The sequence below is a fragment of the Bacillus sp. FSL W8-0645 genome (assembly GCF_038007905.1).
Classification (GTDB): Bacteria; Bacillota; Bacilli; order Bacillales; family Bacillaceae; genus Bacillus; species Bacillus pumilus.
Genome location: NZ_JBBOYC010000001.1, coordinates 3,679,786 through 3,696,300 on the forward strand (window position 1 = coordinate 3,679,786; position 16,515 = coordinate 3,696,300).

The following is a 16,515-nucleotide window of genomic DNA, read 5'->3' on the forward strand; positions in this document are numbered from 1 at the left end:
AAAAGAACAGACATTCGACCAAAAAGCCGTCCTTTTCATCAAAAACAGTTTATTACCATATCAAAAAGCCGGATTCAATGGTAGAATCCGGCTTTCTGTTTAGTTACTTTTAGAAATTAATACCTTTCCAACAGAACGATCCTTACTTTGTCCAACAACTTTAAAGGATAGACCGTATGTTGGGACATCACGCCCTGCATCTGGATTATTTGGATTCACATAATTCTTTTTATCACTAAATGTACGAGTCGGGCGAATATAGCGATCTACCAACGTTAAGCCAGTTGTCGCTGTATAATCAATATTGAGCTTCGTACTTGGATTCAAAGAAAATGCTGCATCATGTACTTGGAAACCTGTGGCTGCAATGGAGCCGTCACTCCACTTCAATACTTGCTGATCCGCATCTACTACCCCAAGGAAACCGTTCCCTGGGTGTTTTCCTACCCAGTTATCACCGTAGGATTGATCGACATACCACACGACCAAACCGTTATTATAGCTCATGAGGCTTGCCCCGCGTTTGATATGCTTTAACCCTTTATCGACGTCAGCATATGAGCGCCACTCTAGTAAATAGTATTGTGCTGCATATTGTTTTCCATTCGATTTCGAGAATCCGTTAAAGGTGAAAGTAGACGTGCCCTCGGCATCATCTGACCATACTTTCGTTCCATCTGCAGTGATGTTTAAATCATCTACAAATAAGCCTGGCAGTGAATAGCCTGCATCGGTTGTATAGCGGAATTGCAGGTCAATTTTCTTCCCTGCATAAGCAGAAAGATCAAAGGCTGCATCTACCCATCCGTCTGATTTTCCGTCAATTCCATTGCCTTCGTTCGCTCCAGCTTCATTTCGATCGTTCGTGATGTTACCAGCAATGGTCTTCCACTGATCGGTTCCTGTTTCACGAACTTCTACATACGCATAATCATAATCCTCTTCGATATCGTACCATGCTTTAAATGTCAGCTCTGCTTTGCTCCCTTTCGACAAATCGATACCTGTTGTCGTCATGGTCGCATTTAAATTGTCACCCGTTCCGCTAAAGTACGCATTTTGTCCTTGAGCAGGTTTTGTAACCACAATCTCTTTATCTGGTAAATCCACTCGAACCGCATCATGGTTCGTTCCTTTTGTTGCTGCTTCATCAATCAGCACTGTTTTGCTTTTCTTTAATGTTTTACCATCAATAGTTTGTCCAGTAAGCCAGTTACCGCCATGTAAGTTTTGAAGCATTTCTTTCGCATATGGACTAAAGCCTGTTGGTTCCGTTCCAGGGACTTTACCTGCCCAGCTTCCGCTTGACATGATGGACCAGTAGGATACGGGCTCGCCTCCACCTGTGTACTGTGTATCGTACTCATCAGGAAGACCGAGATCATGTCCGAATTCATGTGTAAATACGCCTGCCGCGCCATCTTCAGGCTCAATCGTGTAATCTAACGCGCCTAATTTCCCGCCTTGTCCGACTTCAGATTCAGTGTTTGGAATTTCAAATACATCACCAAGTGACCAGCGGTGCGACCAAATTGCATTAGAGCCAAGCTGTCCGCCGCCAGCTTCTTCACCTACGCCAGCATGAACGACCATCAAATGGTCAATGATGCCGTCTGGTTCGTTATAAACGCCGTCCCCATCCATATCATAGCGGTCCCATTGATCATATTCACCAAGATCAATGTTCGGGTCCTTTGCTGCTGCTTCGAGTGCTTCTTTCACCAATTCACGCGGTCTGCCGTCACTGCCTGATTCATCAGGTACGTTCCCGCCATAATAGGCTGCTTCATGCTTCGCTGTATACCAGCCAGCAACCGTTCCACTGATCGTGTAACTGCCGCCAGACTGTTTTTCATAATATTGCTTCATGGATACTTTTCGTTTCCCATCTGGACCGATGTAGCCATTTTTTCCGAAAAGCATGTCTTGATAGTGCTGCTGATCGTACTTGTCATAGTACATATCAGTCTCTTCTTTTTTAATACTATTATGCTTATAATCTTTAAAATCTACTAATAAAACCAATACCTTATCATTGCGAACATCGCCTTTATACTTTTCCTTTTTGACCGGTTTTACATGATTGCCTTCTTTTCCTTTATGCTTCTTTAACTTTTTCTTTTTGGCTAATTTGTTATGTACCTCTTGTTTGTATTCTTTCAGAAATTCAGGCTCTTCTGTTAAGGTGCTTGCACTTTGTTTCATAGCAGATTCTTCTTTTTTCTTTAGATATTTCTTTAATGCTTTTTGGGTTTCTGCTTCATTGGCATTCTTTTTGATCTTTCCTTGTTTTTTCAAGGCTTTGATGAGACGGTCTTCATTCACAACACTTGCATCGAATGGAATACCTGAATAATGACCGCCGTCTGAGGATGTTGACTTTTCTGTAGTGTGGGCAGATAGAGGGGTGCTGAAAGCTGTCAATGTGCCTAAACCGAGGACAGCTGTTAGTGCTATGCTCGTCCATTTCCCTTTTTTCATTTTGGTTCCTCCCTAATTTGGTAATAAATAATATCTCATTCTAGCATATTCCAATATACTTAAGTCGAAAAACATTTTATTTTCAGAAACTTTGTGGAAAATGCACAATACGGGAATAAAATGGCCGGAACAAGGTGTCGAAAATAAAAGAACCCTGGGTGATGAACGGGGGACTGACACCCGTTTTTGATACATGGATCAAAACACCTTAATGAAACAGCCAGTTGCCGAAACTTTTTCGGTGACTTTCTAATTTCAAACTGGAGTGGAAGAATTCGATCGGGCATACACTTATGGGACACGCTCATGACAATGCCTTTTTCCTTAATGTCGTTTTGTTCAGCATATGAAGTGAGACTGCTCCTTGATTAACCAATCGTATAAGTGACTAAATCTTTTATGGTGGGTAGATAAAACATTTTTTGACCAAATGGCAAATACGTAATATCGGTCACTCTTTTTTATGGATTTGTCGTAGAAGAATCCCGTTTCAATTGATTTTCTACATGTAAAACAGATCGTTAAAAAGGCAGATTAGGGTGAATTTTGTTGAAACTCTCAAATTTTTTTCTATTGACATCAACCAAAAGATGTAACTATAATGGTTACATCTCATCTGGGTGTAACTAAGTTCGTTACATCTTCTTTCTAAGGCTATCCAGCATGAATCAAATATTCACTTTGTTTCGGGGAGGTTAATGATTGAACAATATCCAATTAATTCGCTAAAGAAATATTTATTTATGTGTTGGCTACACTCATACATAAGACCTGTGTTTTTAGTCATTAATAACATATAGGGTCTTCGTAAAAAATGAAAAAGGAGAATCATCTAATGTTTAAATTAAAATCAGTCATAGGATTTACTTTAGGTCTTTGTTTCGTGTTATTGCTAAGCGCATGTGCTAGCAATGAAGATACAAAAAATACAGCAACCGATAACAAAAACACAGCGGACAAACAAGCTGTAAATCTTAAAATCACAACATTCAACCCTGGTGATAAAGGAGTTTTTGCTGTCACTTCTAGCTTGATTGAAGGACCGAAAGAAGTCATTCTTGTCGATGCCCAGTTTGAAAAGGATAATGCAGAGAAGTTAGTAAAAATGATTCGCGATACAGGGAAGAAACTGACAACTGTTTATGTCAGTCATAAAGACCCAGATTATTACTTTGGTCTCTCTGCCATTCGTGAAGCATTCCCTGATGTGAAAATTGTGGCAACGCCTGAAACTGTTAAGGGAATTAAAAGAACGATTCAGGCCAAAAATGATTACTGGAATCCAATATTGAAGAAAAATGCACCAACAGCACAGATTATTCCAGATGTTTTAAAGGGAGATAAACTGACCGTTGATGGAAAAAACATCAACATCATTGGACTTGACGGACCAGACCCATCTCACACTTTTCTTTGGGTTCCATCGAAAAAAACAGTTCTAGGTGGAGTACCTGTTTATGAGAATGAATATGTTTGGACAGCAGACAATCAATCTCAAAAAAGTCGTGATCAATGGCGTGAAATTCTAAATCATATTCTTGATCTGAAGCCGGAACGTGTGATTCCAGGTCATTATCTAGGTAAGAGTGCTGAAGATACATCAGCAGTTGTGTTTACCCGTGACTATATTACAAAATTTGAAGCAGCAGCTAAGAGGGCAGACAATTCAGCTCAATTGATTGCTGAAATGAAGAAAGAGTATCCGAACTTTACGAACACTGGAGACTTAGAATTGAGTGCTAAAGTCATGAAAGGCGAACAACAGTGGCCGTGATGTCATAAATATGATTGAACATTCAGTGTGTTCTCATTTTAGATGGGAGCACCTGAATGATTAGATGAAATATTTTGACTTGATTATTTTACCTCCTTAATTGATTTCATCTTCACTTCAAGTGAATAACTAACTCTTGAACCCATAGAAAAACACCTCCAAATTGATTTCAGGTATTCTATACCCGATTTTCAACTTAAAGGTGTTTTTATTTGTCTCCCTTTATAGGGTCCAGTCCTGAACGCCTAGGGTGTTTGTTGTTTTACTATGAAAGTTGCTGGCCTTGAAAGGCAACAACGTCAAGTGGAGCGGCTAAGAATTCTTTTGCCTTCGCTACGAAAGCTTGGAAATGTGTACTCGCATTATGGCTCTGAACCGCAGCGTCATCTTTCCACACTTCTACCATTAAGAAGGTATTTTCCTTAGCTGTATCCTTGAACAGCTTGTAGGATACATTGCCTTCTTCCGCTTGTGAAGCTTTCATTAATGCTTTGATTTCTTCTAGAAATACGATTTCTTTTTCTGGATGAATGGTCATCCCTGCATGAATAATAATCATCTAATCGTCTCCTTTTTAAAAGATATTATTTCCACTCTGTAATGCGTTCAATCGGTAAGCGGTAAGAAGCATAACCTTCGTCAGCAGCTTTCCCAATTGATAACAGCATCACTGGTACATAACGTTCTTTATCCCAGCCAAATGTTTCAGCGATGACTTCTTTATCAAATCCGCCAATTGGATTTGTATCATAGCCGTGTGCACGTGCTGCAAGCATAAGCTGCATAGACACAATTCCACCGTCAATTAAGATTGTTTCGCGGTTGACTTGCTCTGGAAGTACCTCAAAGTGTGCAGTTAGTGCAGCAATTTGTCTTTCTTTCACTTCTTGTGGCATGTAGCCTTGCTCCACTGCTTTTGAATAAATTTCATCTAAGTATTCATTGCTTTTCATATCTGCAAATACAGCAATGACAGCTGCTGATGTTGACACTTGAGTTTGGTTGAATTTTGCAAGTGGTGCAAGCTTTTCTTTTCCTTCTGGGCTGTCAATGACCATGAAGCGCCAAGGTTGTGCATTCACTGATGATGGTGCAGTTGTTGCTTCTTCTAAAATCTCTGCCATTTCTTCTTTGCTGATTTTCACAGCTGGGTCATAGTTACGAATGGAGCGGCGTCCTTTCATAATTTCCATAAAATCGTTTGTTTTTAATGTTGTAGCCATGTTGAAACACTCCTTTAGGTTGTTTGAATCTTTTCGATGTTTTGTTGTATTCGGTTGAGCACATCAGTGAGAAGCTTTCGTTCTTCGTCACTTACGTTTTCAAGCATTTCTGAGATAAATCGTTCTTTTTCTTTTTTAGAAGCTTCGATTCTTATTCTGCCTTCTTCTGTCAGACGAACAAGTGTGACTCGATTATCTTCTGGCTTTCTTCTGCGCGTGACCATTCCTTTTGTTTCTAACTGTTTTAAGTGACGCGTCACAGCCGCACTATCAATATTTACTTTTTTCTGCAAATCTGACTGGCTGATTTCGTCTGCTTGGAATAACAGTGATAGCAACTCTAGTCTTGATTGGCTGATGCCCGTGCATGCTTCGAACTTCACGCCCATCATACGGTTCACACACTGCAAACGGTATAATACCTCTGCTTCTTCAGAGCAAAATGCAGTCAATGCCATCCCCTCTTTTCTATTCAGATCAATTAGTTGATATATCAATCATTGACTCGTCAACTAATATACACCCATTATTTAATGATTGCAAGAGGTTTGTTTCATAAAGTGAAATTTTTTATCTCAATAGAAAAAGAAATGAACAAAAAAAGGACAAAAGCGGCGAAGCACTTTTGTCCTTTTTCTTTATTCTGTGATCACAGTGTGAATGAGAGTTGGTGCATCGGCATGATCTGCGATGCGGATGTTGTCATAAATTTTCTCCACGACATTTGCAACGTCTTCACGATTTGCATGAAGTGTCACGAGTGAATCTCCTTTTTCAACACGATCGCCGACTTTTTTGTTCAGCATGATGCCGACAGATAGGTCGATCTCGTCCTCTTTTGTCGCACGTCCTGCTCCAAGAATCATCGCTGCAACACCGATCTCGTCTGCGACGATTTCAGCAACCACACCTGCTTCTTTTGCAGGAACTTCGATTTGGTAAGGGGCTTGAGGCAGTTTTTCTGGTTGATCTACAATCGAGCCGTCTCCACCTTGATTTTCTAAGAATTCTTTGAATTTCTCAAGTGCTTTGCCGTTTTTCATGACTTCAATTAGCTTTTCTCTTGCTTCATCAAGCGTTTCTGCTTTTTTCGCAAGAACGACCATTTGACTTCCTAAAGTGAGCACAAGCTCGTTTAAGTCTTCAGGGCCTTCGCCTTTAAGCGTATCAATCGCTTCTTTCACTTCAAGGGAATTTCCAATCGCTAATCCTAGCGGCTGAGACATATCAGAGATGACAGCCATCGTTTGTCTGCCAACGTTGTTTCCGATGCGGACCATGGCTTTTGCAAGCTTCTCAGAGTCTTCAGGTGTTTTCATGAAAGCACCTGCACCTGTTTTCACATCTAATACGATCGCATCTGCGCCAGCAGCAATTTTCTTACTCATAATAGAGCTTGCAATGAGCGGGATGGAGTTAACGGTTCCTGTCACATCACGAAGGGCATAAAGCTTTTTATCCGCTGGTGTCAGGTTGCCTGATTGACCAATGACCGCTACTTTATGACGGTTCACAAGCTCGATGAATTCGTCTTTTGTAATTTCTACGTGGAAGCCTTTTACCGCTTCAAGCTTGTCCACTGTACCGCCTGTATGTCCAAGGCCGCGGCCAGACATTTTCGCAACAGGTACATCAAGTGCAGCCACAAGAGGAGCGAGTACAAGCGTTGTTGTATCGCCTACACCGCCTGTTGAGTGCTTGTCTACTTTAATACCCTCAATGGCAGAGAGGTCAATCGTGTCTCCCGAGTTCGCCATAGCGAGCGTTAAGTCTGCACGTTCTTGATCCGTCATATCTTGGAAGAAAATTGCCATAGCCAAGGCACTTGCTTGGTAGTCAGGAATTGTTCCGTCCGTATATTCTTTGACAAAGAAAGAAATTTCCTCTGAAGATAATTCTTTTCCGTCACGTTTTTTTGCAATGATATCTACCATTCTCATTGTTTTCACCATTCCTTTTTTTATATTAGTAAATCAAACCGACAATGCCTGCTGTTAAGAAGCTGACAAGTGTTGCACCAAATAGAAGCTTTAACCCAAAGCGTGCGACAACGTTCCCTTGTTTTTCGTTTAAGCCTTTGACTGCTCCAGCAATGATACCGATAGAAGAGAAGTTCGCAAATGATACAAGGAATACAGAAATGATCGCTTCTGTACGAGCAGTGAAATGCAAACCTTCTCCAGTTAGAGCAAGCATTGCCACAAATTCGTTAGATACCATTTTCGTTGCCATAATGCTTCCTGCTTGTACAGCTTCGCTCCAAGGTACACCGATAAGGAAAGCAAATGGAGCAAACACATATCCAAGTACATCTTGGAAAGAAACACCGATGACAGCTGTAAAGATTCCATTAATCATCGCAATTAATGCAACGAAACCAATCAACATCGCAGCGACAACAATCGCTACTTTGAAACCATCCATAATATATTCGCCAAGCATTTCAAAGAAGGATTGCTTTTCTTCTTCTACAATTTCAATCATGTCTTCGTCCTTAGCCACTTCATAAGGATTGATGATAGACGCAATAATAAACCCACCAAATAGGTTCAACACGAGTGCTGTTACAACATACTCTGGTTTAATCATTTGCATGTACGCACCGACAATAGACATTGATACTGTTGACATCGCAGATGCACACAATGTATAAAGACGTTGCTTAGGTAGTAATCCGAGCTGTTTCTTAATGGAAATAAAGACTTCTGATTGACCTAAAATCGCAGACGCTACTGCGTTGTAGGATTCTAGTTTCCCCATTCCATTTACTTTACTAAGCAAATACCCGATTCCGCGTACGATAAGCGGGAGGATACGCCAATGCTGCAAGATACCGATCAATGCCGAAATAAAAACGATCGGCAGTAAGACATTGATGAAGAAAGTTGACGCCTTATCATTCATTAACCCGCCAAATACGAAGTTGATTCCTTCACCGGCATAGCCTAGAAGCATTTGGAATCCTTTTGCAAAACCTCCGACTAGGAAGTTCCCAACACCTGTATTGAGCAGAATATAACCTAAAATAAATTGCAGTACAATCATGACAATTACTGGACGGAATTTTACTCGTTTTTTCCCGTTACTAGCCAGCCATGCAATGGCGAGAATCACCAGCAAACCGATGATACCAATCACGTATTTCATGTTTTTCCTCCTCGAATGAATTCGTTTACATTAATGCGATTGTATGGAACAAACCCTATTTCGTAAACAAAGTGCGGAAGAAATTCCCAAAAGTGAGATCCTTCCGCATATGACTTTTTCACCATTTATGAGTCACGAATGTTATCCTACCATAGGATCGTATGAATTAATAGTCTTTCGAAGGAGCTGATTGATCCCCTTTGATAATAGACACCCCTGCACTCGCACCAATACGGGTAGCGCCTGCAGCTAGCATTGCCTCAACATCTTCTTTTGTTCTCACTCCGCCTGATGCTTTCACACCGATGTCAGGTCCTACTGTTTTACGCATTAATGCGATGTCCTCAGCAGTTGCACCGCCTGTGCTAAATCCAGTCGATGTTTTCACAAAATCAGCGCCAGCTTTCACTGAAAGCTCACAAGCTTTGACTTTCTCTTCATCTGTGAGTAAGCACGCTTCAATAATGACTTTCACAAGTGCCTTCCCTTTTGCTTCGTCTACAACTGCACGAATATCTTGCTCAACTGCATCATATTCGCCGTCTTTCAGTGCCGCAATATTGATGACCGTATCCACTTCTGTTGCTCCGTTTTCAATCGCATTCTTTGTTTCGAATGCCTTGACCGCCGTTGTATTTGCACCTAACGGGAAACCGATGACAGTACATACATCAACGCCTGTTCCTGCTAGTTCTTTCGCTGCAAGTGACACCCATGTTGGATTGACACAAACGGATGCAAATTGATGAGTCTTCGCTTCTTCAAGTAACTGCAAAATCGCAGCTTTAGTTGTATCTGGTTTTAGTGCTGTATGATCAATAAGGTTTGCTATCGTCATGCTTCACACTTCCTTTTAATTATGATACTTTCATCATATATGACCGATGAACATTTGTAAACACGGTTATGAAATTTTGTTCATTTATTTTGTGACATTTAAAAGAACTCTTGCTGTGTGCTGATCAATGATCAATACGTTCGCATATTTCCCTCTAAGTGCCCCGTGGATAGAAGCAACCTTGCGATGTCCGCCAGCAACAAGAATAGAGCGTTCTTTTGTTCTTAAATCATCAAGCTCCACACCGATTGTACGATTGTTAATCGCTTCACTGCAAATGCGTCCTTCTTGATCATAAAAGCGCGAACAGATGTCTCCGACACTGGATGCCTTAAGCAGTGCTTTTTCTTCTTCTCGGAAGTAACCAAGTCTAAACAAAAGGGCTTCATCTCTTACCGTTCCAACAGTGAACACAGCAATATTCGCCTGTTTGCCCATTTCAATGATGCGCTGAATATGTCTGTCCTGTTCGACCATCTCCTTGACGGCAGCACTGTCAAATACAACAGGAAGCGGTAAATAGCGCGGTGCGGTTTGAAAGGCCTCAGCAAACAGCTGGATGGTTTCCGCAGAATACGTATTCACATGGGAGTGGCTAATCCCACCCTTCAGCTGGACAACCTCTACACCTTTGACCTGTTTAGGTTGCATCTTTTGAGCAATTTGATACATGGTGGTTCCCCAGCTCACACCAACAATATCACCGTCTTTCACTGTGTCTTGCAAGTACTCGGCACCAAATTGGCTCAAGTATTCGGTGATCGTTGGATAATCATCTTTGGGCGAAAACACCACATGAGCTTCGAGCAGGTCATATTTTTCTTTGAGCAATGAAGACAGCTCATTCAAGTCTTCAAACGGGTCCATTACCGTTATCTGGACGTACCCCTTCTCCTTCGCATATTGAAGCAGCCGAGATACAGTTGGTCTCGACAGGTCGAGCTGTTTGGCAATTTCCTGCTGGCTGTAATCCGATAAATAATACAGCCTTGCCGCTTCAATACTCAGTTGTTGTTTCTCCCGATCCATTCGTACGCCTCCTTTTTTCTTCTATCATAACAAATTGTTCAACTTATCATGCACAAATGTTCATTTGAAAAAAATCGTATAGGCGGCTTGGAAGGTCTCATTCTTCTCTAAAGTTTGAATACCGAACTTTTCCTTGTACTGCCCATTCGTCCCTTCAACATCGGCAATACCGTACCAAGGCTCAATACAAACAAAAGGGGCCATCGTACCTTTTTCTTGATGATAAGGTGACCAAATGCCAACGAACGGAAAACCAGTGAGATCAACCTCAACCCCGTGACCTGCCTGAGACGTCAATGACACTCGATTGATATGACTAAAGATCATCGCATCATGCTGAAAAAGCTCTGGTCGAAGCTGAATCGTTTCAAGCTGAATCCCTTTTTCTTTCTCCCTGATAAGTGAATTTTTCAGTTCATATTGGACAGGAAGATGCTCAGTAGACGGCGTCACTGTCAGGGTATAATCCGCTGTGTGCTCTCCTTCAACAAGCGGAACTTGAAATGCGGGGTGACCTCCGATGGAGAAATACATCGTGTCATCTCCGGCATAATCAATTTCCCAGGAAATCGTCAGACCATTTTCCGACAGCTCGTATCGAATACGGGCGGTAAATTCATAGGGATACTGCTCGATGTGGCGGCCTTTTGATTCATATTGAAAGGTCACTGTATGTTTCGTTTCTTCATGTAAATCAAAATCAACATCACGCAAGAATCCATGCTGCGTGAGCTCATAGGTTTGATCATCTATCTTGTATTGGTCATTCTTTAATCGTCCAACAATCGGGAATAAGACAGGCGACACCCTGCCCCAGTATGCAGGATCGCCAGACCACATATATTGACGTCCACTTTCCTTGTGAAGCACCTCTCTGACCTCGGCACCTCTCTCATTGATCTGAATCAATAACTGATCATTTTCAATCGTTCTCATTTCACACATCCCCTTTCCATCTTCTTTTATTATGACAGGGATTTTGGTTTTGAGTATAAAAATAAGGCAGCCCTCCTGACCATCAATTCTTTCTTTATATAAAAATTTTAAAAAAAGACAGAAATTCGCCAACAAAATGTGATGCTGATTCGTCTAATCTTATATAAAATAAAAGAATCGTTGTTCTTTTGGAGTGACAACAAAAAAGAAGCGTTTTGACATAAATGGGGGATTCATTTTCATGAACAGCAAGGAGAATCGTTTACGTTATATATTAGGATTAGATGGGCTAAGAGCCGTTGCTGTATTGGCGGTCATTGCTTATCACTTACATATTGGACCTGCGAGCGGCGGGTTTCTTGGCGTTGATTTGTTTTTTGTGATCTCTGGTTACTTGATTACGACGATCTTGTTACATAAGCAGGATTTGGGTTATCAAGAGCTTTTACCATTTTGGATGGGCCGGATCAGAAGGCTTCTTCCAGCTGCTTACGTGATGATTTTCTTAACCGTCAGCTGGTGTGCGATTGCGGGTTCGAATGCACTATTGTCCATTCGCGGCGATGCCTTATCGTCCTTTTTTTATGTCAGTAACTGGTGGTATATTTTCCATCAGCTTTCTTATTTTGATAGCTTCAATGCTGTATCTCCACTGAAAAATTTGTGGTCTTTGGCGATAGAAGAGCAATTTTATATCATTTGGCCGGTACTATTGATTGCAGGGCTAAAATGGGTGAAAAATAGATCCCATCTGCCAATGATCACCTTTGGCCTTGCACTTGTCTCCGCCTTATGGATGGCAATTCTTTATTCACCAGATACGGACCCAAGCAGGGTTTATTATGGAACAGATACTCGTGCATTTGCGCTTCTGATTGGGTGCAGCCTAGCATTTGTATGGCCCATGCAAAGACTGTCCAGCAAAAAACTACTTCCTGTTGGCAGACGTATTTTACATATCGCTGGTTTTGGTTCCTTTGCGGTTTTTCTTCTATGTGTTTATGCAGTGGACGAATTTGACGGCTTTCTCTATCAAGGCGGCATGCTTTTATTCTGTCTTAATGCAGCGATTTTAATTGCATGCATCTGCCACCCTGCAAGCCTATTGGGAAAATGGCTCTCCTATCAGCCGCTCGTCTGGATTGGAAAGCGTTCTTATGGTATTTACCTGTGGCATTATCCCATCATCGTGCTGACCACCCCTGTCATTGAAATTGGACAGCCTTCTATGGGGCGTGTCGCATTGCAGATCATTGCCATTTTACTTATCGCAGAGGCCTCTTACCGCTTCATCGAACAGCCTATTCGCCGGCTTGGCTTCACACAATATTTTGCCTCTTGGTCTATTTGGAAAAAGGGATTCAAACAATGGTCTACGTCTCATAAAGTGTTCCTTGGAATCACTGCAGCTCTTTTAATCTTATTTACCATTGGCATGTCCAGTTCGTCCCATACGTCTCCACATGCCAAGGAAGTGACACAAATTAAGACGGCACCGAAAAAAGCAGGAGACTCTACGGAATCGAAAACGAAAAAAAAGAAAGAAAAACACGAGAAGAAAGCAGCAGATCAGAAGCAGTTCCACCAAATTCTTGCTATTGGTGATTCCGTCATGCTGGACATAGCACCGAATCTTGAAAAGGCATATGCACAAATCACCATCGATGCAAAGGTTGGCAGACAAATGAACGAAGCCGTCAGCATCGCTCCTCAGTATGCTTCATTTAATCAATCTGATGCCGCTGTTATCATTGAACTTGGCACGAATGGCTATTTTACTGAGGGCACATTGACAGCATTCATTCAGCAATTTTCAAAGGCGCACATTTTCCTTGTGAACACGAGAGTCCCAAGGTCTTGGGAAAGCGATGTGAATGCAGTCATTCAGCGAGTGGCCGATCAACATTCCAATGTGACCCTGGTCGATTGGCATTCAGCCGCTACCGGACAGCCATCTTATTTTCAGCCTGATGGTGTTCACCTTTCAACAAAAGGCTCTGATACATTGACACAGCTCATTACAGCAAGTATCAAGAAAAAAGGAGATGTGTCATCGTCATAAAAAAGAAGACAAAGTGCTAAAATAAACATCATTTTAGCACTTTGTCAACAATCTAAGACTAGCATCCTGCTAGTCTTCTTTTATGCCGTTAAAAGGCTGGCTTTCAGCGCTAACACACGCTTTTCCTTCGTTGTTTGATCCACCAACGCAAAATCACCATTCTCATATGCTAATGAAAATAATTGTTCGATATGAAACATACCTGTCTGAAACCGCCTGCCCAATAAAAGCAGTGCCGCAGCAGAGGCGACTTGAGCTGTTGCTTGAGACTCATCATGCCCTTTTATTCCAAGCGCTGCTTGATGAATCTTGTTCCCTTCCATTCCTGTCGCCTCCACTTTCACTGCATATTGATCTGTTCCCATTTGAGCAGATTGAATCATAGAAATGGCTCGTTCCTTGATTTTCGGCACAGTGAGAAGGGACGTCATTCCAAGGCTCCTTGTGAAGGCAAACGCCCGCGTTGCCGCGCGAGAATCAAAACAAAGCCTTGTTGTCACAGAAGGCACGCTGAGCGTCGAAGGCAATGTCTGCTGATCAGAGAAGGGGAACTGATAGGCTTGCCGCTTTCCAAGTTGCACACCAAAATCTATACGCTTGCCTCCAGTAAAGCTTTTGACTCTTTTACGCTGATGATGCTCAGTAACCACATAGTCAGTATGGACATTGTCAAGCGTCCATTCAATGGCGGCTTTTCCATGCTGATCACCCAATCCAAGCATAATCCCTATATCTATTTGATTCACTGATGAGAGCATAGATACTGTTTTCGCTGCCAATAAATTCGTAAGGCCAGGCGCAAGCCCAACGCTGAGTAAAGCCGTTGCACCGATGAACTGCTGATCCAGCTTTGCCATCTGTTCCATGTACGCCCCTTTCGCAGAGATATCGATATAATCAATACCTGACCGCAGAACTGTTTCAGCAAATGACGGGTCTTCTTGATCAAGGCACATGATCACCAGCTTTGTTTGATCCATCCAGTCCGAAAATAACGGCTCACTAACATCTAATTGATAGGGAAGAACTTTCCCTTTTGTCTGGCGTGAAAATTTCTCTGCCTTCTCATAGCTTCTGCCTGCCGCTACAATTTGCCCTGGATACACTTCGCTTAGCTGAAGACATATTTGTTGTCCAACATGTCCATAGCCGCCTATCACCATCACCTGTGATCTCATTTCTCATCCGCCTCTCTACGACCTCGCTTGCAAACAAGCCCCTTAATCATTCCTGCCTGAAAATAAGGTCTGATGTCTTCAAATCCTGCTTTGATTAAATGCTCTTTTATCTCTTCCTCGGGAACAGGGTGTGTCGCGCTCCCCAGCCTGTTTTTAAAGGACGTAAACACTTCTTTTTCTAGACCTTGCCGTTGCATGAAAAGAGAAAGCATGTGAAGCTCCTGTTGAAATGCTTGGGACTTCATCTCTCCATGTATAAATGCCAAAATAAACGGCGCATCTGGTTGAAGCCTGCGGGCAATCTCTTCTAAAAAGAGCTGGCGCTTTTCTATAAAATGAATGACAAGCAAGCTCACCCCTGCATCGTAAACAGGTTCAGCAGAAACCTTATCTAATGAGGTCTCATGCCATGTGACACGCGACTCCATCTCAAGCTGTGTAACTCGCCGTTTCGCCATGTCCAGCATAGAAGGTGACGGATCGATCCCTGTGATGAGCCAGTCTTCTTTTCTTTGAAGCATGTTGATGATCTCTTCGCCCCCGCCCGCTCCAACAGTCAGGATGCGGGGAGCCGTTCCCATTAATTCAGTTTCTAATACGTCTATTGTCAACTCATGCAATAGCTGATAGCCGGGTACTTTATAGGCAATCGTCGCTGTATATGACTCAGCAACGGGATCGTGCCAATGCTTGTTTCCTTTCATGTCCTTCTCCTCCAGTTCCTTTCCGCTTTACATCGTTTCCTGTACACTAACGGTATGACATCTTTATTGTAAAAAGAGACACCAGAAAACACGATCCCTAAAAGTGGGGATTTTTGAGGAGGAGATCATGTGACCAATCCAGCCACTCATTTTCAGCAGCTGAGACAACACATTCGGGACGAGCTTGCTGCCGTCCTTGATTTTGATGCCGCCTGTATCACGACCATTGATCCAGCCACTCTCCTCTCGACAGGTTCCTTCACAGATGAACCGATTGAAGAAATTCATGACCAGCTGTTTCAAAATGAGTTCTTAAAAAAGGACGTGCATCAGCATGAGTCTCTAGCCAAAGGTCCTGTTCATGCTGCGAGCCTGGTCCAAAGCGGAGAATATCTCAACAGTGAGCGCTACCAAGACATTTTGTTACGTAAAGGATGGTCTGATGAATTGCGGGCAGCCCTTGTGATTCAAGGAGAATGCTGGGGTATTGCCAGCCTCTATCGTCTAAAGGACAAGGAAGCTTTTCAAGAAAAAGATATCAGAGCGGTCATCGAACAAACGCCTAGACTCGCAGCCAAGCTGAGAGATGAACTTTTCAAGAAAAGAGATACTGGAGAGGACGCGGCGGCGGAGCAGCAAGGCTTCCTCATTCTCTCGCACGATTACAACCTTCTTTATGGAAATGAGACGGGTCTTCATTGGCTTCAGACGTTTCAAGCCTTTGAACAAATCCATGACAGGGCGATTATGCCGCGCCCGTTTAGAGCATTAGGGGCAAAACTTTTATACGGCGGCATCGACCAAACAGCGGCAAGCATGACGAGATTGCCTACGGGGCTGTTCCTCTCTCTTCAAGCATTTCGATTAGCGCAGGCAGCCGGTCAGGAAGAGGCTGTCATGATTCACATCAAGAGAGCCCAAACCAATGATATTCTTCCTTATGCGGCAAAAACATACAAGCTGACAGAAAGAGAGATGAACGTCCTCGACTGCCTATTAAAAGGACAGTCTACAAAGGAAATTGCCAGTACTTTATTTATTTCAACCCATACCGTCCATGATCATGTGAAGGCGATGCTGCAAAAGACAAATTTGAGCAGCAGACGGATGCTTGTTTACTTTTTCTCTCACATATAAAAAAAG

At 42.4% G+C, this 16,515-nt stretch carries 14 protein-coding genes; 3 read left to right on the forward strand and 11 right to left on the reverse strand.

The window, feature by feature from the left end:
• Window positions 1-99 precede the first annotated feature (99 nt).
• The gene (locus tag NST39_RS19095; RefSeq protein ID WP_185108126.1) at window positions 100-2,481 is read right to left on the reverse strand and encodes an immune inhibitor A domain-containing protein; all 2,382 of its coding nucleotides are present in this window, start codon (window positions 2,479-2,481) and stop codon (window positions 100-102) included.
• An 835-nt stretch (window positions 2,482-3,316) separates the two neighbouring features.
• Between NST39_RS19095 and NST39_RS19100 the strand changes: the two genes are divergently transcribed.
• On the forward strand, window positions 3,317-4,255 hold the full coding sequence (locus NST39_RS19100) for an MBL fold metallo-hydrolase (RefSeq protein ID WP_217012562.1): 939 nt from the start codon (window positions 3,317-3,319) through the stop codon (window positions 4,253-4,255).
• Window positions 4,256-4,520: 265 nt separating this feature from the next.
• Here NST39_RS19100 and NST39_RS19105 read toward each other — a convergent pair whose 3' ends face one another.
• From NST39_RS19105 to NST39_RS19140, 8 genes are all read right to left on the reverse strand, one after another.
• Window positions 4,521-4,814 (reverse strand): putative quinol monooxygenase, encoded by a 294-nt coding sequence (locus tag NST39_RS19105; protein WP_217012563.1) that lies wholly within the window; start codon window positions 4,812-4,814, stop codon window positions 4,521-4,523.
• A gap of 25 nt (window positions 4,815-4,839) precedes the next feature.
• Window positions 4,840-5,478: a nitroreductase family protein gene (locus NST39_RS19110; RefSeq protein WP_341029844.1), complete on the reverse strand. Its 639-nt coding sequence runs from the start codon at window positions 5,476-5,478 to the stop codon at window positions 4,840-4,842.
• Between the two features lie 14 nt (window positions 5,479-5,492).
• A complete protein-coding gene (locus NST39_RS19115; RefSeq protein WP_044140342.1) occupies window positions 5,493-5,936 on the reverse strand; it encodes a MarR family transcriptional regulator in 444 nt (147 codons plus the stop codon).
• 180 nt (window positions 5,937-6,116) lie between these two features.
• Window positions 6,117-7,418 carry a pyrimidine-nucleoside phosphorylase gene (locus NST39_RS19120; protein WP_044140343.1) on the reverse strand — a complete coding sequence of 434 codons (1,302 nt, stop codon included), beginning with the start codon at window positions 7,416-7,418 and terminating at the stop codon, window positions 6,117-6,119.
• A 25-nt stretch (window positions 7,419-7,443) separates the two neighbouring features.
• A complete protein-coding gene (locus NST39_RS19125; RefSeq protein WP_113767910.1) occupies window positions 7,444-8,625 on the reverse strand; it encodes a NupC/NupG family nucleoside CNT transporter in 1,182 nt (393 codons plus the stop codon).
• Between the two features lie 166 nt (window positions 8,626-8,791).
• Window positions 8,792-9,463, reverse strand: a complete 672-nt coding sequence (gene deoC / locus NST39_RS19130) for a deoxyribose-phosphate aldolase (protein ID WP_044140345.1) — start codon at window positions 9,461-9,463, stop codon at window positions 8,792-8,794.
• Between the two features lie 84 nt (window positions 9,464-9,547).
• Window positions 9,548-10,492 carry a sugar-binding transcriptional regulator gene (locus tag NST39_RS19135; protein ID WP_113767912.1) on the reverse strand — a complete coding sequence of 315 codons (945 nt, stop codon included), beginning with the start codon at window positions 10,490-10,492 and terminating at the stop codon, window positions 9,548-9,550.
• Between the two features lie 60 nt (window positions 10,493-10,552).
• Window positions 10,553-11,428, reverse strand: a complete 876-nt coding sequence (locus NST39_RS19140; protein WP_217012566.1) for an aldose 1-epimerase family protein — start codon at window positions 11,426-11,428, stop codon at window positions 10,553-10,555.
• 241 nt (window positions 11,429-11,669) lie between these two features.
• Between NST39_RS19140 and NST39_RS19145 the strand changes: the two genes are divergently transcribed.
• Window positions 11,670-13,490 carry an acyltransferase family protein gene (locus NST39_RS19145; RefSeq protein WP_065099226.1) on the forward strand — a complete coding sequence of 607 codons (1,821 nt, stop codon included), beginning with the start codon at window positions 11,670-11,672 and terminating at the stop codon, window positions 13,488-13,490.
• Between the two features lie 80 nt (window positions 13,491-13,570).
• Here the strand turns inward: NST39_RS19145 and NST39_RS19150 are convergent, their stop codons facing one another.
• The gene (locus tag NST39_RS19150) at window positions 13,571-14,668 is read right to left on the reverse strand and encodes a saccharopine dehydrogenase family protein (protein WP_113767914.1); all 1,098 of its coding nucleotides are present in this window, start codon (window positions 14,666-14,668) and stop codon (window positions 13,571-13,573) included.
• Window positions 14,665-15,372 (reverse strand): class I SAM-dependent methyltransferase, encoded by a 708-nt coding sequence (locus NST39_RS19155; RefSeq protein WP_319610081.1) that lies wholly within the window; start codon window positions 15,370-15,372, stop codon window positions 14,665-14,667. The genes NST39_RS19150 and NST39_RS19155 overlap by 4 nt, the downstream gene beginning before the upstream one ends.
• Window positions 15,373-15,501: 129 nt before the next feature.
• Between NST39_RS19155 and NST39_RS19160 the strand changes: the two genes are divergently transcribed.
• Complete coding sequence (locus NST39_RS19160; protein WP_126741006.1) at window positions 15,502-16,509, forward strand: helix-turn-helix transcriptional regulator; 1,008 nt, start codon at window positions 15,502-15,504, stop codon at window positions 16,507-16,509.
• The last annotated feature ends 6 nt before the right edge of the window (window positions 16,510-16,515 follow it).

What these genes read in the sequence shown, in the direction of transcription:
- NST39_RS19115 (WP_044140342.1), bottom strand. Translation starts at nt 5,936, where the DNA reads ATGGCATTGACTGCATTTTGCTCTGAAGAAGCAGAGGTATTATACCGT.
- NST39_RS19140 (WP_217012566.1), bottom strand. Translation starts at nt 11,428, where the DNA reads ATGAGAACGATTGAAAATGATCAGTTATTGATTCAGATCAATGAGAGA.
- NST39_RS19150 (WP_113767914.1), bottom strand. Translation starts at nt 14,668, where the DNA reads ATGAGATCACAGGTGATGGTGATAGGCGGCTATGGACATGTTGGACAA.
- NST39_RS19135 (WP_113767912.1), bottom strand. Translation starts at nt 10,492, where the DNA reads ATGGATCGGGAGAAACAACAACTGAGTATTGAAGCGGCAAGGCTGTAT.
- NST39_RS19145 (WP_065099226.1), top strand. Translation starts at nt 11,670, where the DNA reads ATGAACAGCAAGGAGAATCGTTTACGTTATATATTAGGATTAGATGGG.
- NST39_RS19100 (WP_217012562.1), top strand. Translation starts at nt 3,317, where the DNA reads ATGTTTAAATTAAAATCAGTCATAGGATTTACTTTAGGTCTTTGTTTC.
- NST39_RS19120 (WP_044140343.1), bottom strand. Translation starts at nt 7,418, where the DNA reads ATGAGAATGGTAGATATCATTGCAAAAAAACGTGACGGAAAAGAATTA.
- deoC (WP_044140345.1), bottom strand. Translation starts at nt 9,463, where the DNA reads ATGACGATAGCAAACCTTATTGATCATACAGCACTAAAACCAGATACA.
- NST39_RS19155 (WP_319610081.1), bottom strand. Translation starts at nt 15,372, where the DNA reads ATGAAAGGAAACAAGCATTGGCACGATCCCGTTGCTGAGTCATATACA.
- NST39_RS19095 (WP_185108126.1), bottom strand. Translation starts at nt 2,481, where the DNA reads ATGAAAAAAGGGAAATGGACGAGCATAGCACTAACAGCTGTCCTCGGT.
- NST39_RS19105 (WP_217012563.1), bottom strand. Translation starts at nt 4,814, where the DNA reads ATGATTATTATTCATGCAGGGATGACCATTCATCCAGAAAAAGAAATC.
- NST39_RS19110 (WP_341029844.1), bottom strand. Translation starts at nt 5,478, where the DNA reads ATGGCTACAACATTAAAAACAAACGATTTTATGGAAATTATGAAAGGA.
- NST39_RS19125 (WP_113767910.1), bottom strand. Translation starts at nt 8,625, where the DNA reads ATGAAATACGTGATTGGTATCATCGGTTTGCTGGTGATTCTCGCCATT.